Annotated in this window: 21 protein-coding genes; 9 read left to right on the forward strand and 12 right to left on the reverse strand. The window is 33.2% G+C overall.

Features of this window, described 5'->3' with window-relative positions:
• Nucleotides 1–18 precede the first annotated feature (18 nt).
• The 5 genes from B0A66_RS06780 (at nt 19) to dnaN (ending at nt 5,092) form a co-directional block, all read left to right on the forward strand.
• Nucleotides 19–849: an SAM hydrolase/SAM-dependent halogenase family protein gene (locus B0A66_RS06780; protein WP_089049099.1), complete on the forward strand. Its 831-nt coding sequence runs from the start codon at nt 19–21 to the stop codon at nt 847–849.
• Nucleotides 850–1,012: 163 nt separating this feature from the next.
• Complete coding sequence (locus B0A66_RS06785) at nt 1,013–1,309, forward strand: putative quinol monooxygenase (protein ID WP_089049100.1); 297 nt, start codon at nt 1,013–1,015, stop codon at nt 1,307–1,309.
• Nucleotides 1,310–1,453: 144 nt separating this feature from the next.
• The gene (gene gldF, locus B0A66_RS06790; protein ID WP_089049101.1) at nt 1,454–2,179 is read left to right on the forward strand and encodes a gliding motility-associated ABC transporter permease subunit GldF; all 726 of its coding nucleotides are present in this window, start codon (nt 1,454–1,456) and stop codon (nt 2,177–2,179) included.
• On the forward strand, nt 2,179–3,864 hold the full coding sequence (gene gldG, locus B0A66_RS06795) for a gliding motility-associated ABC transporter substrate-binding protein GldG (RefSeq protein WP_089049102.1): 1,686 nt from the start codon (nt 2,179–2,181) through the stop codon (nt 3,862–3,864). The genes gldF and gldG overlap by 1 nt, the downstream gene beginning before the upstream one ends.
• Nucleotides 3,865–3,973: 109 nt before the next feature.
• On the forward strand, nt 3,974–5,092 hold the full coding sequence (gene dnaN / locus B0A66_RS06800) for a DNA polymerase III subunit beta (protein ID WP_089049103.1): 1,119 nt from the start codon (nt 3,974–3,976) through the stop codon (nt 5,090–5,092).
• Between the two features lie 242 nt (nt 5,093–5,334).
• On the opposite strand, the gene B0A66_RS06805 is transcribed toward dnaN, so the two are convergent.
• Nucleotides 5,335–5,991, reverse strand: a complete 657-nt coding sequence (locus B0A66_RS06805; protein WP_089049104.1) for a hypothetical protein — start codon at nt 5,989–5,991, stop codon at nt 5,335–5,337.
• Between the two features lie 147 nt (nt 5,992–6,138).
• Here B0A66_RS06805 and B0A66_RS06810 point away from each other — a divergent pair, with 147 nt between their 5' ends.
• Nucleotides 6,139–6,765, forward strand: a complete 627-nt coding sequence (locus tag B0A66_RS06810; protein WP_089049105.1) for a DsbA family oxidoreductase — start codon at nt 6,139–6,141, stop codon at nt 6,763–6,765.
• A 144-nt stretch (nt 6,766–6,909) separates the two neighbouring features.
• On the opposite strand, the gene B0A66_RS06815 is transcribed toward B0A66_RS06810, so the two are convergent.
• Nucleotides 6,910–8,682 (reverse strand): MutS-related protein, encoded by a 1,773-nt coding sequence (locus tag B0A66_RS06815; RefSeq protein ID WP_089049106.1) that lies wholly within the window; start codon nt 8,680–8,682, stop codon nt 6,910–6,912.
• 65 nt (nt 8,683–8,747) lie between these two features.
• Complete coding sequence (locus B0A66_RS06820; RefSeq protein WP_089049107.1) at nt 8,748–9,581, reverse strand: universal stress protein; 834 nt, start codon at nt 9,579–9,581, stop codon at nt 8,748–8,750.
• Between the two features lie 183 nt (nt 9,582–9,764).
• On the opposite strand from B0A66_RS06820, the gene mnmE reads away from it, so the two are divergent.
• Nucleotides 9,765–11,165, forward strand: a complete 1,401-nt coding sequence (mnmE, locus tag B0A66_RS06825; protein WP_089049108.1) for a tRNA uridine-5-carboxymethylaminomethyl(34) synthesis GTPase MnmE — start codon at nt 9,765–9,767, stop codon at nt 11,163–11,165.
• A 156-nt stretch (nt 11,166–11,321) separates the two neighbouring features.
• Here the strand turns inward: mnmE and B0A66_RS06830 are convergent, their stop codons facing one another.
• The 6 genes from B0A66_RS06830 to B0A66_RS06855 form a co-directional block, all read right to left on the reverse strand.
• Nucleotides 11,322–12,038 carry a DUF429 domain-containing protein gene (locus B0A66_RS06830; RefSeq protein WP_089049109.1) on the reverse strand — a complete coding sequence of 239 codons (717 nt, stop codon included), beginning with the start codon at nt 12,036–12,038 and terminating at the stop codon, nt 11,322–11,324.
• A complete protein-coding gene (locus tag B0A66_RS06835) occupies nt 12,035–12,220 on the reverse strand; it encodes a DUF2461 family protein (protein ID WP_089049110.1) in 186 nt (61 codons plus the stop codon). The genes B0A66_RS06830 and B0A66_RS06835 overlap by 4 nt, the downstream gene beginning before the upstream one ends.
• 115 nt (nt 12,221–12,335) lie before the next feature.
• Nucleotides 12,336–12,572: a hypothetical protein gene (locus B0A66_RS06840; protein WP_089049111.1), complete on the reverse strand. Its 237-nt coding sequence runs from the start codon at nt 12,570–12,572 to the stop codon at nt 12,336–12,338.
• 2 nt (nt 12,573–12,574) lie between these two features.
• Complete coding sequence (locus B0A66_RS06845; RefSeq protein ID WP_089049112.1) at nt 12,575–13,921, reverse strand: TolC family protein; 1,347 nt, start codon at nt 13,919–13,921, stop codon at nt 12,575–12,577.
• Between the two features lie 28 nt (nt 13,922–13,949).
• A complete protein-coding gene (locus B0A66_RS06850) occupies nt 13,950–17,033 on the reverse strand; it encodes an efflux RND transporter permease subunit (RefSeq protein ID WP_089049113.1) in 3,084 nt (1,027 codons plus the stop codon).
• Between the two features lie 12 nt (nt 17,034–17,045).
• Nucleotides 17,046–18,089, reverse strand: coding sequence for an efflux RND transporter periplasmic adaptor subunit (locus tag B0A66_RS06855; RefSeq protein ID WP_089049114.1), 1,044 nt, complete (start codon nt 18,087–18,089; stop codon nt 17,046–17,048).
• 130 nt (nt 18,090–18,219) lie between these two features.
• On the opposite strand from B0A66_RS06855, the gene B0A66_RS06860 reads away from it, so the two are divergent.
• Nucleotides 18,220–19,116, forward strand: a complete 897-nt coding sequence (locus B0A66_RS06860; protein ID WP_089049115.1) for a helix-turn-helix domain-containing protein — start codon at nt 18,220–18,222, stop codon at nt 19,114–19,116.
• 157 nt (nt 19,117–19,273) lie between these two features.
• Here B0A66_RS06860 and B0A66_RS06865 read toward each other — a convergent pair whose 3' ends face one another.
• The 3 genes from B0A66_RS06865 to B0A66_RS06880 all read right to left on the reverse strand — a co-directional run bounded on the left by B0A66_RS06865 (nt 19,274) and on the right by B0A66_RS06880 (nt 23,691).
• Entirely contained in the window at nt 19,274–21,406 is a 2,133-nt protein-coding gene (locus B0A66_RS06865) for a TonB-dependent siderophore receptor (protein ID WP_089049116.1), read from the reverse strand.
• A 552-nt stretch (nt 21,407–21,958) separates the two neighbouring features.
• Nucleotides 21,959–22,495, reverse strand: coding sequence for a hypothetical protein (locus B0A66_RS06875; protein WP_089049118.1), 537 nt, complete (start codon nt 22,493–22,495; stop codon nt 21,959–21,961).
• 413 nt (nt 22,496–22,908) lie between these two features.
• A complete protein-coding gene (locus tag B0A66_RS06880) occupies nt 22,909–23,691 on the reverse strand; it encodes a T9SS type A sorting domain-containing protein (protein ID WP_089049119.1) in 783 nt (260 codons plus the stop codon).
• A gap of 310 nt (nt 23,692–24,001) precedes the next feature.
• On the opposite strand from B0A66_RS06880, the gene B0A66_RS22830 reads away from it, so the two are divergent.
• Nucleotides 24,002–24,169, forward strand: coding sequence for a hypothetical protein (locus tag B0A66_RS22830; RefSeq protein ID WP_165766590.1), 168 nt, complete (start codon nt 24,002–24,004; stop codon nt 24,167–24,169).
• Nucleotides 24,170–24,203 lie beyond the last annotated feature (34 nt).

Consider the following 24,203-nt stretch of genomic DNA (forward strand, 5'->3'; position numbering starts at 1 on the left):
ATAGTTATAAACAAAATGATGTCAATAATTACCCTCACTACTGATTACGGCTTAAAAGACCACTTTGTTGGTTCGCTAAAGGGTAAGATTTTATCTGAGTACTCTGATGTTCAGATTATTGACATTTCACACGATATTGATCCGTTTAATACCGCCGAAGCAAGTTACGTTATAGGAGCATCTTATCTAAGTTTTCCAAAAGGAACTGTACACTTAATTGGTGTTGATATTGAACGCAATAAAGAGAATCAGCATATCGCCATGCAATGGAACGATCACTACTTTATATGCGCTGATAACGGAATTTTGAGCATGCTTACGCAAAAGATTGTTCCGCAAAAAATTGTTTCGATAAATATTCATGATCGTTTTCCGGTAGAATCTACCGATTTGGATATCTTCATTCAGGTGGCCTGCCATATTGCAAAAGGCGGTTTACTAAATGTTATTGGTAAAGAAATTTCGACTATCAAAGAGGTTACAGAATTACAGGCTGTGGTTGCCAACGATGGAAACTCGCTAAAAGGATATGTAATCTACATTGATCATTTTGGGAATATTGTAACTAATATTTCTAAGAAACAATTTCTAGAAGTTGCAAAAGGACGTCCGTATGAAATTGTCATGAAACCTAAAAACATCAAAACAATTTTACCTAATTATTCGGCAATTGCATCTTCTGCAAAGTATCCTATCAAAACGTATGAAGGCGAGAAATTAGCCATTTTTAATGAAGCCGGTTTTTTAGAAATTGCCATTTTCAGAAGCAACCCTTCTAAAGTAGGTTCTGCAAATAGTTTATTGGGATTAAATTACAGAGACGTAATTACAATTCAATTCCTGACTTAAAAACAGTATATCATTTTTGGTCTGTTGATTTAGAATTAAAAACATCATTTATATCTAAAAAATATGACGAAAAGAGCAATCATTTTGGTATTTTTGCTCACTTGTACTGACTATTAGCTTTAAACAATCTAAAATCAACATAATTAAAATCGAAAATTATAATATGTTTGTTCGAATAGTAAAAATGAGCTTTCATCTAGATAAAATTCCTGATTTTCTGGAAAATTTTGAAACTGTAAAAGACAAAATACGAAATGCTGAAGGAAATCGTTTTTTAGAGCTATATCAGGATAAAAATGATAAATGCATCTTTTTCACCTATAGTTATTGGGAAACAGAAGAAGATTTAGAAAGATACAGACAATCAGAGCTTTTTAATACTGTTTGGACCTTCACTAAACAACTATTCAACGCAAAACCCGAAGCATGGAGTGTGGACAAGGTTGTCACTTTAAATTAATTTGTTTCAGGTTTCAAGTTTCAGGTTACATTCTAAATCTGAATATTGAAAACAATGAATCAAACAGTTCGCAAAACGAACAGAACATTAAACGTGAAACTTTAAACTTGAAACAATAAAAAACGATTAAACAAAAAAATATAAATGAAATCAATCATTCTACGAGAAATTAAATCTTTTTTCGGTTCTCCAATTGGTTATTTAGTCATTGGCGTTTTCTTAATTAGCAACGGACTCTTTTTATGGGTTTTCGAAGGAGATTATAACATCTTAAATACTGGTTACGCTGATTTGACGCCTTTCTTTACATTAGCACCCTGGATTTTAATTTTCCTGATTCCAGCTGTGACGATGAGAAGTTTCTCAGACGAAAGGAAACAAGGAACATTAGAGTTATTATTGACAAAACCATTATCGGTCTGGGAAATTGCCAACGGAAAATTTCTGGGATCTTTCTTTTTGATAATACTTGCCATCATACCAACTTTCGTTTATGTAAAAGTAATTTCAGGCTTAGGTGCTCCTGAAGGAAATATTGATATGGGAAGTACGATTGGTTCTTACTTTGGATTATTGTTTTTAATTGCCGCTTATACTTCAATTGGAATCTTTACTTCTACCCTTTCTGAAAATCAAATCGTAGCTTTTATTATTGCTGTTTTTCTTTGTTTTTTCTTTTATTTTGGATTTGAAGGTCTTGCTACATTGCTTCCGGAATATTCTTCTATAATTTCTGTATTTGGAATGCAAAACCATTTTAAGAGTATGAGCCGAGGTGTAATTGATACGCGTGATGTAATTTATTTCCTTAGCATTACTGTATTGTTTTTGTCTTTTACCGTTTATCAATTAAAATCATTTAAAGCGTAATGAAAGCATCTATTCAACAAAATATCAAAACATTAGGTGTTACTGTTTTTGTTTTAATTGTTTTAAACATACTTGGAACACTATTTTTCCACCGATTCGATTTAACAAAAGACAAACGTTATACCTTATCTGCAACTTCTTTACAAATTGTAAAACAGGTAAAAGATCCTTTGTCTATAAAAATATACATGCAAGGTGATTTGCCGGCAGATTTTAAACGTTTACAATTAGAAACCAAACAATTACTGGAAGAGTTTCAATCTTACAATAGTAATATTGCTTTTGAATTTGTTGATCCGTTAGAGAACAAAGCAGAAAGTACGGACATTATAAAATCACTTTATCAAAAAGGATTAACTCCAATAAACATTACAGTTGATGATAAAGGAAAACAATCTCAGGCAATGGTTTTTCCTTGGGCAATTGCAGTATACGAAGACAAAGAGGTTAATATTCCTTTGTTAAAAAACATTATGGGAGCTTCGACTACTCAAAAAGTAATCGGATCGATTCAGCATTTAGAATATTCGATTGCCGATGCCATCAACAAAATCAGTAAAGCAAAACAAAAGAAAGTTGCCATATTAAAAGGAAACGGAGAATTAAATGATGTTAACATTGCGCAAATGTTGAGACAAATTCGCGAAAGTTATTACATCGCTCCTTTTACACTAGATTCTGTAGCAAAAAATGCAACAGGAACATTAAGCGCTTTAAAAGAATATGATTTAGCAATTATTTCAAAACCAACTGAAACTTTTACAGACGAAGAAAAACAGGTATTAGACCAATACATCATGAATGGCGGAAAAACGTTGTGGTTGATTGATCAAGTTGCAGCTGATATGGATAGTTTATACAATCAATCCGGTGCTACTCTAGCCTATCCTAGAAACCTAAATCTTACGGATATGTTTTTCAAATACGGTTTCAGAATTAATCCAGATTTAGTAAAAGACGAACAAGGAAGTCCTATCAAACTGGCTACCGGCGAACAAGGAAGCGCTACAAGATATCAGGATTTTGTCTGGAAATTTGCACCGCAGGTTTATCCAACTAGTCAGCATCCTATTGTAAAAAACTTAGGTGGCATTAAATTTGACTTTGCAAGCCCGATTGACACTTTGAAAAACGGAATTAAAAAAACGGTTTTATTGCAATCTTCTCCGTATTCAAAAACTATTGGAACACCATCTGAAATTAATCTGAATATCGTAACGGAAAAAACTACGCCGGAAGAATATTTAAACAAAGGAAATTTACCATTGGCTGTTTTATTAGAAGGAAATTTTAAATCGGCTTTTGAAAATCGTGTATTACCTTTTAAAGAAAGTTCTTTTACAGCACAAGGCAAGCCTAACAAAATGATTGTTATTGCCGATGGCGATTTGGCGAGAAACCAAATTGATAAAAACCTGATGCCTGTAGAACTAGGTTACGATCAGCGTACTGGTAACTTATACGACAACAAAGATTTTATAATGAATTGTGTAAACTATTTGCTGGATGACACCGGACTTATTAACATTAGAAGCAAGGATGTTACTTTACCGCTGCTGGACAAAGAAAAAGTTTATCAAAATTATAGTCAGACCCAATTCATAACTATCGGACTTCCAATTCTTATTTTACTGCTTTTCGGATTAGCATTTACCTATATCAGAAAAAAAACGTATAGCAAGTAGATGTTAATAAAAAAAATTGCGAAACTAAGATTGTTTACGATATATTTGTAAAATGTATCTTAGTTTATAGCAGAACTAAAATATTTTCAAAAAAAATAAAACATAACAGATGAAATTTATAGTATCGAGTTCGTACTTATTAAAACAATTACAAGTTTTAGGTAGTGTAATTAACAGTAACAATACCTTGCCTATTTTAGATAACTTTTTATTTGAATTAGACAATAATGAATTGACAGTTTCAGCTTCAGATCTTGAAACTACAATGTCTGCTACATTATCAATCGATTCTAAAAGCAAAGGAAGTGTAGCTGTACCGGCAAAACTTTTACTTGAAATTTTAAAAACATTCCCGGAACAACCTTTAACTTTTACAGTTGAAGAAAACAACACTGTTGAAATTAGTTCAAACTCAGGAAAATATGCATTAGCTTATGCTGCAGGTGAAGAATTTCCTAAATCTGTAAGCCTTGAAGAGCCTTCTGTAACTTTAGTTCCTGCTGATGTTTTGGCAACTGCTGTAAGTAAAACAATTTTTGCTGCCGGTAATGATGATTTACGTCCTGTTATGTCAGGTGTTTTCTTTCAGTTCTCACCGGAAGGATTAACTTTTGTTGCTACAGATGCTCACAAATTAGTAAAATATGCACGTACAGATGTAAAAGCATCTCAGGTTGCTGATTTTATTATGCCAAAGAAACCTTTAAATATTTTAAAAAGTATTTTAGGAACTTCTGATGCTGAAGTAAAAATTGAATACAACGATTCAAATGCGACTTTCTCATTTGACAATTATATCCTAACATGTCGTTTAATTGATGGAAAATATCCTAATTACGAAGCCGTAATTCCGAAAGAAAATCCAAATAAATTAATGATCGACCGTTCTTTATTTTTAAGCTCAGTAAAACGTGTTGCTATTTTCTCTAACAAAACAACACACCAAATTCGTTTAAAAATTGCGGGAGCTGAATTAAATGTTTCTGCAGAAGATATCGATTATTCTAACAAAGCAGAAGAAAGATTGACTTGTGATTATCAAGGAGACGATCTTCAAATTGGTTTCAACTCACGTTTCTTAACTGAAATGCTGACTAACTTACAATCAGACATGATTATGTTAGAAATGTCATTACCAAACAGAGCCGGAATTCTAACTCCAGTAGATGGTTTAGAAGAAGGAGAAACTGTTACTATGTTGGTAATGCCGGTAATGTTAAATAGTTAACATCAAAACATCTTTTTGTTACAGGGATTTTTTTTAGTTTCAAATTAAAGACATATCATTGTAAAAAAAACAAGCATCGCTATTAACCAACCATTTTTTATACCTAAAAACCGCAATTCTTCATAAGAGTTGCGGTTTTTTTATTCTTTGTTGTTTTGAGTTGGTCGTTTGTTGTTGTTAGTTTCGTTATCCTCAATTCACATTTCACAGTTTACAGTTTACAATAAACAATTCACAATTTACTACTCTTTCCTCTTCTTAAAACCTAAATAATAATTCAGTCCTAAACCTAAAGTTCTGCTGTCGTATCTGTTTTCGCTTTTAGAGACATTATTCATTGCCTTACCCATGTCTACTCCTGTATAATACAAATTAATGGCCAAAGAATCATAAGTAACATCAGAAAGCATAATATCTACTCCAGCACCAATTCCAATGGAATGTTGCCATTCTGTTGCAGTTTTATTCGTTGTTAGTATTTGATTCTGATTGTTAGGATTTATTGTAGCATAATTTCCGTGCGCTTCAATTCGTGATATGTTATACATTGGCAGAATTTGAAGAATTGCATCACCAGCACCATCTTCTGAACTGTTTAAACATATTTTAGGTGAAAAACCAAAATTTAAAGCCGACGCATCTATGTTTGATGTACTTGTGACAATTCCGGATGCATTTACAGTATTATGATCTTCAAGTTTTCCGTAATAATAAGTAACATTGAAGTCAGGTTTTAGAAACTTAAACACTTTAACATCCAAACCAAGTCCACCTTGGATATAACCTGAATTCTGAAAATCAGTATGGCGGTAAACACCTAAATTAGCTGAACCTCTAACTTGTGCATTTAAAGAGGCAGAAAGTAGGATAAACAAAAAACAGAACGTATTTTTCTTCATTGAAAATTTTATGATGTTTATAGATTAGTAAGTAATTTTTACTGGAAATTTTGTGCTAAAATACTTCTTTCTACTATACAAAAACTACTTCTTTGAATTTGAAAACAGAATAATTTAATCTGAAAAAATATTTCTTATTTTTGTAGTATGAAAATAGAAATTTGGTCGGACATCATGTGTCCGTTTTGTTATATCGGAAAAAGACAATTGGAAACGGCTTTAGCTGAATTTCCTAATGAAGAATTTGAAATTGAGTGGAAAAGCTTTCAGCTAGATCCAAGCATTGAACCACAATCCGGCAAAGATGTATATACGTTTCTGGCAGAACGAAAAGGTATTTCAGTAGAACAATCTATACAAATGCATAAAGGTGTTGTAGAACGCGCAAAAAGTGTTGGTTTAGACTATCATTTTGACAAAGCTATCATTTCAAACTCTCTTACAGCGCATCGTATCATTCATTTAGCTAAGAGTAAAAAATTAGGCGATGAAATGGAAGAAATTTTCTTCAAAGCTTATTTCACAGAAGGACGAGATCTAAATGATGCTCAAACACTAATTGAATTAGGAGTTAAAGCCGGATTAGATGCTGCAGAAGTAAAAGAAGTTGTCGAAAATAACAACATCTACTTCAATGAAGTACAAGAAGACATAACTGAAGCACAGGAAATTGGCGTACAAGGCGTTCCGTTTTTTGTTTTTGATAGAAAATATGCCGTTTCAGGGGCTCAACCTGTTGAAGCATTTGTAAATACGATTAAAGAAGTTCTTTAGAATTTTAGATTTTATACTTTAGATTTTAGATTCCACTTTGATTTTGAAATATTGCTCATACATTGGATTATTTAGTAAAATTTAAATAATTAATAATCTAACAAATCCAACAATCTAAAATCTAAAGTCTAGAATCTAAAATTTTTAAATCACCCCCATCTTCTGCATCAAGAAAGTAGCACTTTTATTTTGGCATATTCCGTTACGGAGTTTATAGTCAAAATGAAGTTCGTTATTCTGAATTTGAACTTCAAAACATTGGTTCATTAAAATATCAGGATATTCATTTGTCGTTAAGCATACTTCAATATCATGTGTCGCAATAGCACCTACTGCTTTTTTAGCAATAATCTTTTTGACTACTTCAATTGTTCCATTTCGTTTATCATCAGAATTGGTTCCTCTTAGAATTTCGTCTAACAGAACAAACGCTGGTTGCTCTTCTAAAGCATCCATTATTTGTTTTAAACGTTTAATTTCGGCAAAAAAGTACGATTCACTATCTGCCAGAGAATCTGATAAACGCATTGAAACTAAAACAGGAAGCGGATGCAACGTAGCCTCTGAAGCACAAACTACAGAACCAATTCCGCCTAAAACCATATTTATTCCTAAACTACGCAAAAAGGTACTTTTACCAGACATATTAGAACCTGTTAGAATTATAAAACGCTCAGGATAAAAATGAGTGTCATTTCCTATTCTGGTTGCGGGATTCAATAAAGGATGACCTAAATCTTTAAAACCTATTTTATATTCAGCATTGATTTCAGGAAAAACAAAATCTGCATTATTATAGGCTAGATTTGCTAAACTGTTTAGCGCTTCAAACTCACCAATAACAGCAATCCATTTTTCAAGTTCAGGACTGTAATTTTGCTTCCATTTTAAAAGTGCTTTTAATACGTGAAGATTGAAGAGAAATGTTCCATTAAAAACAATTGCAGTTACAAAATTGTTAATCGTATCCATTCTAGAAAACAACTCCGAAAGATCTTTAAGGTGTTTACTTGCCGCTGCATTTTCAAAAATAAGTTGCTTTTGTAAATCGGATAATTTTTTTGATTCAAATTTTTCCGTTTCAATTTTCTCAACCAAAAAACTATATTGTCTTATGATTTTATCAATATTGTCTGCTTTAGCAATTTCAGATTGAATTTGTTTAAATGATCTTCCTAAAACCATTAAATTCCCAATAAAAATATAGGTCAAGTAAGATAGTAAAACTGTTTTTGAAGTAACAAGATAAGCTGCCAGAAATCCAAAAAATAAGGTTGGCATTACGATTGAAAGTGCAATAGTAACTTTAGATAAAACATTATTATTAAATGAATTCCAATGCATTAAAGAATCATACGCGCTTTTTGTGTCAGCACTGACAATACCCAAAGCTTGAAAATCCTGCCTCCACTCTATTTTAGTTTTAAGTTCATTTATGGCCTCCTGGTTTTCCAGAATCTGATCACCAGGCAATTGCTTTAATAATTGATGAGCAAGTGTTTTTTTTCCAACAAAAGTTGCGGTTCTGTTTAAATTTTGAAACAAAGAATGATCTCCAAAGATATCTAAATCATAAGCATAAGAATGGTGAAAATCATTAAACTCTACACCATTTTCAAAAGGAAGTTTTTCTCTTTTAAGAAATGAAATTTCATTGTTATTGATTTTTAACAATGCAGTAGTAATTTGTTTTTGAAGAGAAAGTCGAGAATGAATTCTCATTAAAAAAATAAAACCAACAAAAGACAGAATAGCAAAAGCAACGTAAAGTATCTCGTTTGTTTTTATGTAATAAAACAGTGAAAACAAGCAAACAAAAACACTTACTAAACGTAAAATACTTATGCTGTTGTATCTTTTGTTGATTTTATCAAAAAGTTCATTGTAATGCGTAACTTTATTTTGGTATGTTTCCATTTTATTAATTTGATGAAATACAAATATAACTTTTAGAATATAATTTCATCACGAATAATTAAAATTTAGGACTCATGCATGATCAATACCGGTACTGAAATTTCTTTTGACATTTTTTTTGTAAAACTTGATTCAAAAATACTTTCAAAAAAAGAACGTTTGTGGGTAATCATCGCCACAACATCAATCTCTTTGTAAAGCACAAAATCCAGAATAGTATCTTTTACTTCATCACTTGGTAATACCTGGAATTCTACATCTTCGTTTGCAAACTCTCTTTCCCATTCTTTTACAGTACTTTCAGCAACGTCTGAGCTTGTTGTTTTTACATATAAACTTCTCACCTTTGCATTCATTTTTTTTGCAATCTTCAATACTTTTCGAAGTTCTTCTTTGTCTTTTTCACGGTAACGCGTTGTAAATCCGATTGTTTTAATCTTCTTGAATTTAGCATCTACAGGAACACAGAAAACAGGAACATCAACACCGGAAATAACGGAGCTTGTATTGGAACCAACAAAAAATTTTGTCCAATCGGAGTTTCCTGTGGTACCCATAATTACAAAATCTACTTTATCTTCTTCGATCGCATTCTTTAAGTTGTAAATCAAATCACCATCCATTAAACGATGTTTAACTACAATATCTTCTGCATTTCGTTCGATCGCTATAGTTCTTAATTTTGGAATTTCTTCTTTAAAAGCTTCAAATTTCGCCAATTCAATCGAACTGTAAATTGATGCATAGTTCTCCGGAAAAAATTGACTGTCGTAAACCGGAATTTCAAAAGTATGCAGCAAAATCAATTCGGCATTGACAATTTTAGCAAATTCTAAGGCATGCACAAACGCATTTGTGGCAGCATCAGAGAAATCGGTGGGAAATAATATCTTTTTCATTTTGGTTTAGTTTTAAAAGTTCTTCTCTCAAATTTAATCATTCTAAAACCAAAACACCCTGACTATTATCAGTTATTTAACATTTAAAACCTTCTTAAAATTGTCTGTTTTCAATACTTAAAAACACTTTTAGTCTACTTGATCCTTTTAGAAACTTTATCGGTTTTTTTATACCTTTGCACCATGATAAATCAAGATTCTATAGTTGCATTGGCTACTCCGTCCGGAGCTGGAGCTATTGCTATAATTCGAATTTCAGGTGCCGATGCTATTAGTATTGGAAATTCGGTTTTTAAATCCATCAAAAACAAAGACCTGACGAAGCAAAAAACACATACGCTGCATTTAGGACATATTATAGATGATTCAAAAACACTAGATGAAGTCTTGATTTCTGTTTTTAAAGGACCAAACTCCTATACAGGTGAAAACACTGTCGAAATCTCGTGTCACGGTTCAACTTACATTCAGCAACAGATCATTCAGCTGTTACTTCGAAAAGGCTGTCGTATGGCTGATGCTGGTGAATTTACGCTTCGTGCATTTTTAAACGGAAAACTTGATTTATCCCAGGCTGAAGCTGTCGCTGATTTGATTTCTTCAGACAATGAAGCTTCACACCAAATTGCGATGCAGCAAATGCGAGGTGGTTTTAGTAATGAAATTGCAAAATTACGCGAAGAACTTTTGAACTTCGCTTCGCTTATTGAGCTGGAATTGGATTTTGCAGAAGAAGATGTTGAATTTGCGGACAGAACTCAATTTCATGAATTACTAAACAGAATTGAATTTGTTTTAAAACGTTTAATTGACTCTTTTGCTGTTGGAAACGTAATCAAAAACGGAATTCCTGTAGCCATCGTAGGAGAACCAAATGTTGGTAAATCGACTTTGCTTAACGCTTTACTAAATGAAGAACGTGCTATTGTTTCGGACATTGCAGGAACAACCCGTGATACTATCGAAGACGAATTGGTTATTGGCGGAGTTGGTTTTCGCTTTATTGATACTGCCGGAATTCGTGAAACTAAAGATGTTGTAGAAAGCATTGGAATCAAAAAAACTTTCGAAAAAATTGAGCAGGCACAACTTGTTATTTACCTTATTGATAGCTTAAAGTTTAAAGACTCAAGCGCTTCTTTTATTGTTGAAATTGAGAAAATAAAAAACAAATATCCTTTAAAAGAAATTTTAATTGTTTGCAATAAGATAGATCAACTTACTCCAGAAGAACTTGAAAATACACGTCACGAATTGGAAACGTTAAGTTTGAAACAAATTTTTCTAAGTGCCAAACAAAATATCGGAGTTGAAGAATTAAAAGACAAACTATTATCTTTTGTAAATACCGGAGCTTTACGCAACAACGAAACTATCGTAACGAATACAAGACATTACGATTCATTAATTAAAGCTTTAGATGAGATACAAAAAGTAAAATTCGGACTTGAAACAAACCTTTCAAGTGACCTGATTGCCCTTGACATTCGCGAAGCTTTATACCAATTCGGACTTATTACCGGACAGGTTTCTAATGACGAGTTACTTGGGAATATTTTTGCTAATTTTTGTATTGGGAAGTAGATCACACAAAACATCACAAAATAGAACGAAGAATCCCAGTTANNTAACTGGGATTCTTCGTTCTGCTTAAACAAATAATAAAAGGAACAGCAACTTATTTATATATGGAAAAAAACAGTAGATAGTTCATATAACATTAAGTACTGTCAATCAAAATTAGCTAAAAATTAAAACATCGAAAAAGTTTATTTGCATCGAAATATTTTTATCGTCTTTATTTTCACTTTCCAGCGAAATATCGTTTTTAACGATTTCTTCTAAAGTCACCGCCAAGCACAAAGCATCTATGATATCATCTTTAGCAACATCCTTTCGTTTAAATTTTTGAATGGTATTGTGATAAATAACATCAATATTTTCAGAAAATTGAGATAAAAGTTTTAGACGTTCCAGCTGACCTGCTTCCGTTTTTTTATTAAATTCCATTGAAAGTTTATGATTAAGAAAATGGAACGCAACCTCGGGATGAGATTCTCTGAATCTGGATTGAAGTTGCTGATTTTGAAGAAGTAATTCATCCAATTCTTTGATTTTGGAACAGATAAACCAGGTTTGTTTGGAGATTCCTTTTTGAAGAATTTTTCGATTAATCTGGCTTGCCTTTTCGTAAGTTTCAGCATAGGCAGCCTCACGACAAGGAACTGGAAAAAGGCTTGATTTTCTTTTGGCTGATAATTCTTTTCGTGCCATTATTTCGCATTTCCGATCTATATTTTCACTTGGTAATCCAATGGGCATATCAATCAGAAAAAGCGTTTCATCATCATAATATTTGGCTAAATCATTCAGGTTTTTGAAAAGAAAAGCGCAGTTATCACTTAATGAAACTGCTACCCAGCCAAATCGGCAACCGTCTATTCCTACTAATTTCATGATTCAAATTCTATCCCACGATTGAGAAAATCTACCAAAGGTTTCGAAGCTTCAAAAAAAGAAGTGACAATTTTTATGTTTTCTTTTACAGTATTATAACGTGCTTTATTTTCGGCCATCCACGGCTTGTTATTGTTAAGATTCAGGTCTTGTAAAAATAAAAAAGTTTCTTTATTGATCATCTTGAGAATTTCTTCAAATTAACGATTTTTTTCGCTCATAAAATTGATAAAAGTCAATTTAACTTATTTCTCAATTCTCCTTAAAGTTTGTAGAGATAATTCCTTTAGTTTTTCCCTAATTTTTAACCTCCAAACCTACTAAACAACTGTAATCTATATTATATTGATTGAGAACAAAAATGATTTCGCCAGCGTAAATTACGCTGGCTGCAATCATCATTACTTTTGATTCTTCTAAAAGTTTATAATCAAAACTGGAACTAATTTCTTCAAGATCTTCCCTAATCCAGAACTCATCGTAATTATCCCTAAAGTTTACCTGAAACAAATAAGTATCTTTTAATTTTTTCATAATCATCTTACCGTTAACTGTAAATATTTTGTCAAAGCTGTTCTATATTGGCTTTTGGCTTCGATAAGCTTATTTTCGGTTTCTATCTTTAAAGCTTGCGCTTCAAGAAGATCTGACAATTGAAGTATTCCATTCTTATAACTCTTCTGATTTACTGATAAATTCTCTTCGGTTTGAGCGAGGGTAGCTTCAATAAGCTGTATTTTTTCATATAATTCGGTCAAATCCGTCCATGCTTTTTCCATTTGCAAACTCAAGAGTCCTTTACTTTCTTCCAAGGTATTTTTAGCTATTGACTCCCTATTTTTAAGTTCTTTTAATTTATGCTTACCACCCCACCAATCAGAAATAGGCATATTAAGTGAAGCATACACCATTGCGTTAGCAGCTCCGTTACTATTGGTTTCAAACTGATCCATATAATATCCTGTTGCGCCTACACCCAAATTAGGCAGATAATCTGCCTTTTTGAGTTTTGTTTCCAGTTTTGAAGCTTCGACTGCTTTTTCAAAAAGCTGGTATTCTGCGCGGTTATGAAGTACCGTATTATTGGTTACAAAATAATTTTCAGGCTCCGAAAGATCAGTCAGATTACTTTCTAAATTTATATCGGTATTGTAATCAGTACCTATAGTCTGGCAGAGTTGCATAAGAGCCAGTTTTCTGCCATTGGCAAGCTGTATCTTATTTACTTGAAGTTCCTGTTGTTTTATGCTCACTTTCAGCAGGTCATTTTTTATAATCATCCCGCTTTTAAAAGCAACATTAACCTGTCTGTAAAGTGTATCCAAAAAAAGAATGTATCCTTCGAGCGTTTTTTGCTTTTCCTGTATGGTAACCACCTGCCAGTATTGCTGCTCTGTCATCAAAAGAACTTCATTGCTGGTTAAAAGTTGCTGTTTTTCTTTTACCTGTAGGTTTAAACTTGTAAGTTCGTTAGCTGTTTTAATTTTTCCACCGGCATATAGTGGCTGTAAAACATTTATATAACCTAATCCTACCTGATTAAACAATCCCACATTAACATCGGGCATATAAGCAAATTGGGATGCACTTGCCAAATTGGCTATATTACCATCATATACAGGCAGATTTCCCCCTTTCATTTTCATTTCCAGCAAAGGATCCAATGCCTGCATTCCTATTACTGATGCAGTAACTTTAGGAAAATAATTGGTAAACATTTCTTTTTTGGATTCTCTGGCAGCATCAAGATCCAGAGCGCTGTTTTTTATCTTATTATTATTTTTAACTGCCATACTTCTGCTATGCTCCAGAGTAAGCCGTGTCTGTCCATAACCATATTGTAACAGACAGAGCAGTAACATCATCATTTGTACTTTTTTCATCTTTTATTCCTTTTTTTATTTAAGCGTTTTACTTCAAATCTTCGTTTTTATAAGTCATCCAATAAATCAGCGGCAGCATCGTCAGGATAAAGACCATCGAGATTAAGGTCCCGAAAAAGATTACTGTGCCCATAGGTCCCCAAAGCGGACTTTTACTAATAATCATTGGTATTACACCCATTGAAGCGGCAAGTGAAGTAAGAAGTATTGGTCTCATTCTTCTTTTTCCTGCTTCGATACAAGCGTACAGTACTGTCATTTTTGAATGATTTCGTAGTTCTTCAATGTAATCGTACATGATTATTCCGTTTCTTACAATAATACCTATTAGGCTAACCAATCCTAAAACGGCTGTCATACTGAATTCCATATCCATAAGCCAAAGTCCAAATGCAGCACCAAAAAAACTAAACGAGGTTGATGCAAATACCAATGTTGCAAGGCTTATTTTCTTAAAGTGAAAAACCAGTATAAAGAAAATAATCAGTATTGAAATTAGAAGGCCTGAAACTATCTTAGGAAGTGTTTCGTCAGTGTCCGACTTAACTCCTCCGTAAGAAACCGTGATATTCTTGTCGTCTATTTCTTTAGAAAGATTCGCTACAATTTCCTCGACTTTTGCCTGAGTTACATTTGCTTTTTGTCCTCTTTTCAAATCAACATAGACTGAAAGTGTTCGTACTCCGTTTCTGCGAACGATCTGCCCTTCGTGCCAACCATTAGTCACTTTGGCTACTTGTCTGAGTGGTACTGCTGGAGTAAAAAGACCTGAGATATATTCATTTTCTACATCGGCACCTTGAGGATCTTTACCCTCCCATTTTGATTTTAGTACTACTGGAATTTTATAGTCTCCTTCCCAAATCGTTGTAATAGGCATTCCTCCAAATCTTGAAGTCAGTCCAATTCCCAATATTCCTTCATTAATTCCTAATCTATTGGACTCAACCGGATCAACGCTGATCGTTATATCTGGGAGTATTTCTTCATAATTGGTGTAAACTCGTAATGGCGTATCGAGCTTCTTTATTTCTGCCTGTAGTTTTGTTGAAACCTTTTTTAGGTCAGAAATACTTTCTCCACTCAAACGTACTTCTACATCGGCATCTACTCCTGCCTGATAATCCAGCTGTTTGAATTTAATAAAAGCCTGCGGGTATCTTTTGGCATATTTTTCAGTGTATTCATCCAGAAGCTCTATTGTTGCTTCACTAGAAACGGTGTTTACAATAAACTGCGCAAAATTAGGACCTCCTATTTTTGGGGCATAAGTGGTATGAAACCTTGGAGAACCTGTCCCCATAAAAGTGGTTATCGAAGTAATGCGTTTATCTTTTGAAAGTACATCTGCTAAATCTTTTGCCACAATTTCGGTCTGTGCCAAGGCGCTTGCCTGGGGAAGGAATATTTCTACTGCAAATTGATTTCTTTCTGCAGTAGGCATAATTTTCAAAGGCAGATTTACAAACATTGCCACTCCAACTACAACAAATAGAATTCCGATACAAAAAGTAATTTTCGGAAAATAAAACACTTTTTCAAGTACAGCATCATACAAAGACTGCACATAATCCATGAAAGATTTATTCCGTTTTTCCCCTTTTGGTGCAGAGTGAATTCCTTTTTTAATGAAGTAATATTGCAAAAACGGAACAAACAATACCGCAATACCAAGAGAAATAGACAAAGTGATGAGTATTGTCCATGGAAAAGCACTTAAAAAGTCATACATCATTCCTGTAAAAGTGATTAAAAAAGGAAAAAATGTAATCCCGATGGCTAATGTTGCCGAAAATATAGCCTTAAAATACTCCCGTGCACTGTCAATAGTAGCTTTTTTCGGTTCTACCCCTTCATCCAGCTTTTCCAAATAACTGTCGACTATGACAATGGAATTATCTACAATCATTCCCAGTACAACGATTAATGCTGCCAATGTTACTGTATTTAATTCTATTCCAAAAGCAAACATCAATCCCAAAGAAATGAATATAGTTATTGGAATAGTCGAAGCAGCAACACCTGCCACTCGTATCGGGAGAAAAACAACTGTTACCAGTATCACTGCAATAATAGCAATTCCTAATTCCTTTAAAAACGTGTTTATAGATGCATCTACCACTTCTGGCTGATCTGCAATGCGATAAATTTTAACATCAGCAGGAAGTGTTTTTTCAAAATCCTTCAATACCTTTTCTACATCGGTTCCGTACTGCACAATGTTATACCCTTCTCGCATTTCGGTAGAAAGCACCAAACATTTTTTATTATTACTAATAGTGTAGCTGGATGCTTTTGGATATTCACGTACTACTTGGGCTACATCCTTCAAACGAATATGATTGCCTTGAGGATCAGAGTAAATAATTTGTTCCTCTAAATCCCTTTCTGATGAAAAAGGTCGGGCAATATGAATTGGCACTACCATTTCGTCATTATCAATCACACCAGAAGGTCCAATCATTCCTTTCGTAAGCAGGGTTTGATACAGGCTGTAAATGTTAATGCTGTAACTGGCAACCTTTTCCTTGTCAACATAAATACTCAACTGCTCATCCTGAACTCCGTAGCGCCTAAGATTAGACACAGATTCTACTTTTCTTAATTTATTTTCCAATACTTCAAGATAATCTTTAAGCTGGCGGTATGTTTTTGTATCAGATTCTAAAGCGATAAGAAGCGCCGATGTATCCCCAAAATCATCATTAGCTACCACTGCAAGTACTCCCGAAGGCAGTTGCATTTTAAAAGTCGATAGACCGTGCTTGATTTTTGACCACACTTCGTCCTTTTTGTTTACTTCATCATTTAGTTCTACAAAAACATATACAATTCCGTCCCTAGACTGCGAATAGGTTTTTGACTTTTTTACTTCTTTATAGGTAAAAAGAAACTTCTCCAATGGTTTTGCCAATTGCTCTTCTACTTCTTCTGAAGTAGCTCCTGGATACAGCCCCACGACTACTCCCTGACGTATCGTAAAGACTGGAAATTCCTGTTTAGGCATTTTATACAGGGCGTACATTCCAAACAATACCATGGTTGTAATGAGCAGTAATACTATTTTACTATACTTTATAGCCCAAGCTATAACTGAGTTATCTTCTTTCATCTGTAATGCTTGTTAATAGTTAGCTTTTACTATTGTTCCTTCACTAATATTTTGATATCCAGCCGTAATTAACAGATCTCCTTCAACAAGACCGCTATTTACCTGAACGCCGTTCTGTGATAGATTGCCCAGCTTCACTTCCCTGTAAACTGCTTTGTCATTTTTATCTTTGAGCCAGACAAACCTCTTTCCTGAATAATCAACCTGTACGGAACGAAGCGGTACGATGATGGTACTTTTTGAATCACCACTACCTAGATAGGTACGGCAGACCATTCCTGGTACAATCTTGCCTGATGGATTTTTTACGCGTATTTTTATATCATAGGTATGTGAAACCGGATTTGCTGAAACTCCTTTCTCTGTCAAAATCCCTTGAAAAGGAGTATTGTCAAGAGCCGAAACAATTACTTTGGCTTTTGATCCTTCGTACAGATTAGAAATTTCCCTCTCAGGTATGGCTGCTTTAATCTTTACATTAGCAATATCCATTACTGTAAAAACTGGACTACCAGGCATAACATTAGCTCCTGCTTCAAAGTACTTTTTACCTATAACTCCAGTCAAAGGTGCATAGATGGCACACTGCTCCAGATTTTTTCTCGTAATCTCTTCACCTGCTCTGGCTTGTTCCAGTTTAGTTTTAACATCTATAAACTGAATCTCCGGAAGACTTCTTTGCTCGTACATCGAAGAAAGTCTTTTATAAGCATCTTCGGCTTGTTTTAAAGTTGCTACCGATACATCATGAGCATTCTTTACAGAGGTGGTGTTAAGTTTTGCCAATAATTGACCTTTTATTACTCTTTGCCCTTCATTTACCAATACCTGTTCAATTGTTCCAGGTAGAATAAAACTAACTTCTACTGTTTTATCACTTTCAACTGTGCCAATATATTCCTGCTGATAGGCACTGTCATCTAATTTAATATGTTGAATACTTACAGGAATAGCAGCCACCTCTTTTAGATCCACTTTAGAATTACAGGAGCATACAACCAAGAAAACCAATAAGGATCCCAAAAGTGTAAACGGAGTAAATTTTGATTTGTTCATTTTCTCTTTAATTAAGTTTAGTATGAAACAAAGGTCTTTGTTAAGTGTAAAGTAATAAGAACCATTTTTTCTTCAATACTGTTCAAAATGTCGCCATTATTATATCTTTGCCATAAAAAGATTTTTATTTATGATTAATAGAGAACACTACAGTACAATTTCTATAGCCCATTTTGCAAGCCAGCTCCATGTGGATGTTCTTACTGATCTGGAAGGTTTTATAGTATCGCGCAATGCTACCAAAGTTGAGGAACATGCTATCAACAGCAATCACCCGCATATTATGGATGGTATAGCACTGGTGTTTTGTAAAAAAGGAGCGGCTAAAATCAAAATAAATCTTATTGAACATGATGTTCGGGAAAATACATTAGCGATAATACTTCCTAATAGTATTGTACAAATTGATGAACAGGGTAAGGATTTACGTGTTGAATTTGTATTGTTTACATTCGATTTTATCTCCAATATTAAGCTTACCAAAGAGGTGGGAAACATTATAAAATTAGTAGAAGAAAAAACATGCTGGCATCTTGACGCAAAGCAATTTAATGAAATGCTGGCCGTACATGAACTCATTGTACAGCAATATCAAGAACATCTTTCTCACCGCGAAGAAATTATACGAAGTTTTTTGACGGCGCTGCTTTATAAAACGTTACAGTTGTATTCTATAGAAAATAACAGTTCTGCGCCAAAATATAAAAATCGGAAGGAAGAGATTCACATGAAATTTACAGCACTTTTGTATGAATACTATAAAACAGAACGAAGCGTACAATTTTATGCTGATAAACTTCATTTAACCCCAAAGTATTTTTCAAAAATAATCATGGAAGTTAATGGACAATCAGTAATGCAATGGATTGATGAAATGGTAATTATGGCAGCTAAAGCACTTTTGAAAAGTTCTAATTTAACAGTTTCGCAGATTGCCGATGAGTTAAATTTTGCAAACCCATCTTTTTTTGGAACTTATTTTAAAAAAAGAGTTGGACTGACGCCTTTGCAGTATAGAGGTTATTGAATATTTAGATTTTTATAAATACTTTATCTCTTTTTCTAAAACAGCAACGCTACTAAAATAAAAAAAACAAATACAGTACCTCGAAAATAATCCGAGGTAACTGTTTCGTTTAAACTAAGGCTTTATATACTTTTTTCAGAAGTTCTGAAATAAGACATTACAATTTTAATTTTAGAGACAAAACTATCTGACGAAGGGTTCCCGGAGTAATCATACCACGACCGCCGTACCAATAGTGCTCATTCAGTAAGTTATTGGCAGAAAGCGAAAATACATAACCTATTTTCTCAAAACTTACAACAGAGTTAATCAAAGTGTAAGGATTCGTGTAAAAAGAACCATTGGTATTGTTGATAATCAAATCTTTACCATAATGACTACCTCCTATACCTAATGAAAAACCATTTAAAGCTTTTGACTGTGGAGCATAATTAACGTACCAGGTTCCAGAAAGTTTAGGACCAGCATCTACAGGTCTTAAACCTTGAGTGACTGCATCAGAAACAATAAATTTACTGTCATTATAAGCAAAACCTGCATGCAAAAACAGTCCTTTTATTGGATTTGATTCTAAATCTGCTTCAAAACCTTTACTGCGTTGCTCGCCATCTTGCAAATAGGAAGCCGTATTATTTGGGTTTTGTCTTACTACATTGGTTACATCAATATTATAGTAACTCAAAACGGCATCTAACAGGTTTTTTTTCAAGGAAACTTTAACTCCCGATTCCCATTGATTTCCATAGATGGGCTGAAAATTAGTCATTTCCCCATTTATTGATTGCGGTGCTTGCGCCTGAAAACCATTCATATAATTAGCAAACAATGCTATTCTTTCAGAAATGATCTGATAATTAATTCCCAATTTCGGAGAAACAGCCGTTTGTGTATAATCCCCGGTAGTTGTAGCTATTAATAAATCCTCTGTCCCTTTGTTGTTAATGTAATTGATTCGGGCACTAAGCATTACACTTAAACTCTCCAGCGGGTTAATAACATCTGAAACATATACTGAATAATGATCCTGTATTGCCTTATAATTCTCTCCATACGGTTTTGAAGCCAATTGATCAGAAATATATTCATTATTAAAATTAGCATTTTGAGGATCTGTAGCGGTAGCCGAAACTTTAGTAAAATTCATAGATTTACTGGCAATCCCGTAGAGATAATGGTAATATTCAACACCTGTAATTAATCGGTTTTTCATATTACCAATTTTAAAATTCCCAACAAAGTCTTGTTGAATTTGTTGACTGGTAATATTTTCCGGATACATTCTGTACACTCTTCGTGTCACATTTTGACTGTTATCATCTAATCTTAATCGGATGTAATCACCCGGAGTTTTATTATTGACTAAAATTAAATTGGTTTCGGATTTCCAATTCTCTGAAAGTCTGTAAATGATTTTTCCGTAAATATTTAATGCCTTATTATTCAACGTAACCGAGTTATCATTGAAAGAGCTGTAATAATCTAAATTGAGTTCATTAGCCGATTTAGCAGTCCCCAAAGCTACTTGATAAAGCGGATTGTTCGTAGCCGTTTTGTTTAAAATTTCAGCATCAAGCTGGATATTTAAATCATCGCTAAGCTTGTAAGAAATACTGGGAGCTAAAAAAAATGTTTTTGAAAAACCCTGGTCCTGAAAAGTATCATTGTAGTTGTAAGCACCGGTTAATCGAGCAAGAACCTTTCCGTCTTTGTCAAGAGGTCTGTTGATATCAAGCGTTGCCCGTTGCAGATTGTAAGATCCGCCCATTACAGTAATGTCGGCAAAAGTGGTCTGTTGGGGTTTTACGGTAACACGATTAATTAGTCCACCGAAGGTAATCATAGTAGCACCACCACCTCCAAAAATTACGGCGCTTGGTCCTTTGATCACTTCTAACTGAGCGATATTTATCGGATCCATATCAGAAGCAACATAACCGTTTACACCATTTCTGAAGCTGGAACGAGTACGAAATCCCCGGATGGAATAATAAGGTGAAATTCCCGCCCAACTTGGGGCAACGCCAGTTGCATTTTTTAGCATTTCGCCTTGATTGAAAAAATTTCTGTTTTTAATAAGCTGTGGTGAAACTGACGCGGTCACCTGAGGATTTTCTAAGTTTTTAAGTGGCAATTTAGAAGCTAATTCACTGGAAACATCTTTGGACTTTCTAACTCCTTCAATAATCACCTCGTCCATTAAGGTATACTTATTGGCTATGCTATCTGTTTTTTGTGCATAGATTTGTAGTGTAGCCGCCAAAGCTACTACAAAATATATCTCTTTTCTCATTATAAGTAATGATTTTAGTGTGCTGTCAATAGGTCAAATGCAGCTATGTACATTTGAACTTTAGTCAATGTTAAAATTAAAATATTCATCAAACCGTTACAGGAATTATGAAGTATAAATAATTCTTAATCTATTGGCGGACGAAAGACTTTTAAGAGATAATCAATTAATGAGTGGGATACGCTGCGGGGAGAAAATATTTTTTTTGTATCTCTTAAAAAAGAAAATCCAATAACCTTGAGATAATCATACGTAATAACAACGTCGAAATTAGTTAGATTACTTTTAAAATTTCCGGATTTATTGTCTTCTTTAGATGAATTCGAAAGATCTTTTTTTAGCTGGCATTTACCACGACAACAGTTGTTTTTTATATTCCTTTGTTCACAAAGATTTTTGCTGATGTATTCATAATTAATGACATAGTTAATGACAGGCAATACAGGACGTATAACCATCATCAAACTAAAAAACAGGAACAATAAATTTTTCATTATAATTTCGAACTGCGAAATTATCATTTTGATGCAAATAAAACAAATGAAAATAATTTTATGAAAAACTCCTATACTTATCCATTATATTTTTAAACAATTCTTTATTAGAAGGAGGCGAAAGCACAACAGCCATAGATCCTGTAGCAACAGCCTCTTCAATACTGCTTAACGTTTTGCCCCCTGTTGCCATAACAGGAAACCCCGGAAATTTAAGCGTTATTTGTTCTAAGATTTTATTGGTATGAATTCCTGCGGTGACATGAAAAATATCTACGCCAGCTTCAATTCTGCTTCTTAAAAAATGATAGTCACAGGAGGCAACACTTGCCGCAATTGAAATAGATATTTTTTCTCTTATTTTCTTCAGATCTTTATTTTGAAAAGGTATATTAACAATAATACCTGCCGCTCCTGCCTGCTCCGCATAGATTGCCATTTCCAATGACTTTTTCCCTTGTGTAGTTCCTCCACCGACACCACAAATAACAGGCTTACCCGAAAAATCGATTAGTGCCTTAATTATCTTTGGAGACGGGGCAAAAGGATAAACCGCCAGAATAGCATCTGCATCGTTATTTTCAATCAATGCCATATCTGTTGAAAAGAGAAAAGATTTTACTTTTTATTCCCAATCAACAAGCCTTTGCATTGCTCCTTAATTATGTTTGGAGTATTAAGCGGTTTCTCCTTTTTTGTATTTCCAAAAAATTTTGTCCAAAGAGAAATTTTTTTTCTGACTGTCCAAATTGAATCTGAATTTAACTGCATATTCTGTTTTTTTGATCAAATTTAGAATACCGAATTTTAAAATTTCTTAAAATTGAAAGCTAAATTTCATCCATTGTAATGAGACAGAAAAAAATTGTAGTAAAGCGTGAAGGAGCCAAAATATTTATATCATAAACTTATTTAAATTATGATATTTTATTAGAAACTAACAAAAAAAAGCAACTATAAACATTAAATTTCATTTGTTCATAGTTGCTCTGTGATTCATTTGGTAAATTATTTTTTTATAAACTTATTTGTTTGTCCATTTAGTTTGTAAATATAAACACCACTATTTAATTGAGTTACGTCTAAATTTATTTCGTCACTTCCTCCCGTTATATTTTTTGTAATTACTTTTTTTCCGTTTGTATCAAAAACTTCTAAAATCCCTTTCTCTCCGTTAGCTAATTTGTTTGTGATATTTATAATGCTATCTGTAGGATTAGGATAACCAACAAATGATTTCTTTAAATACTCTTCTTGTTGAGGCACTGACAAACTACCGGAAAGTGAGTACACATCATATAAGAGCTTATTATCAGATGAATTTGTACTAGCTACCAACTTATAATTATTATTGGTCGTTTTGATTATCCGTACATGTTGTCTGTCCTGAATTGTTTGTAATACAGTACTATTTTCATTTATAAGTGTTAAATTACTGCTGCCATCGTATAAAATTTCAATCAAATTATCCTGATTAAACAATTTATCTGTAATAAAATGAATTCTTCTTGGTCTTGTCGGTAAATTTACTGTTTTAACTAATGTATGTTGTTCATTGTATATTCTCATTATATTAATAGCTAAATTATCATAAGGAATTTCTAGCGTATAATAATAAATACCACTTTCAACATTAAAGGCATTCAAAGGACCTCCTGTAGAATCAAGAACGCCCCAATCTTTTTGACTACTTGCCCAATCTGAAGTATAAGAGTTTTCTAATGTAGCTTGTCCAAAAGACATGGCTGAAATTGAAATTGTGGCGATTAGGCCTAAAGTAATTTTCCTCATAGTAGTTTTGTTTGTTTTGCAACACTTTTTTTGTATTGCGTTGGGTTTTAATTAGTATTTAATGCTTCCAAACTTACAAAATCATTTTAACATTTTTTTGCGATTTCTCATAATTTGTATCATTTCAAGTTCACTTATGTAAGTGAAAAATACATAACCATTAACTAATAACGAAGAAGTATTTGTCTAATGTAAATTAAGCAATACTTTAAAAAAATTATATAAAATCTACGAAAGTTAAATGGGTAATTTTAGATTATACGCTAAACAATTGTTACAGTGATGATTTATTAATTTTAAAACTACTTTTATGACATTTCACAACTACTTTTATAATGCTCAAGAAAACACAGATGACACAAAGTCTTATGAAGAACAATTATTATTAAACTATGAAGACTATCTTGATAGTGGCTTGGGAAGCGAAGGAAAACCACATCCTCTTTACAACCTTGATATTGGCAATTTAGAAGATTAACATTATAAGTTTGTAATTTAAAAAACCGAATCTC

Source organism: Flavobacterium hercynium (genome assembly GCF_002217285.1).
Classification (GTDB): domain Bacteria; phylum Bacteroidota; class Bacteroidia; order Flavobacteriales; family Flavobacteriaceae; genus Flavobacterium; species Flavobacterium hercynium.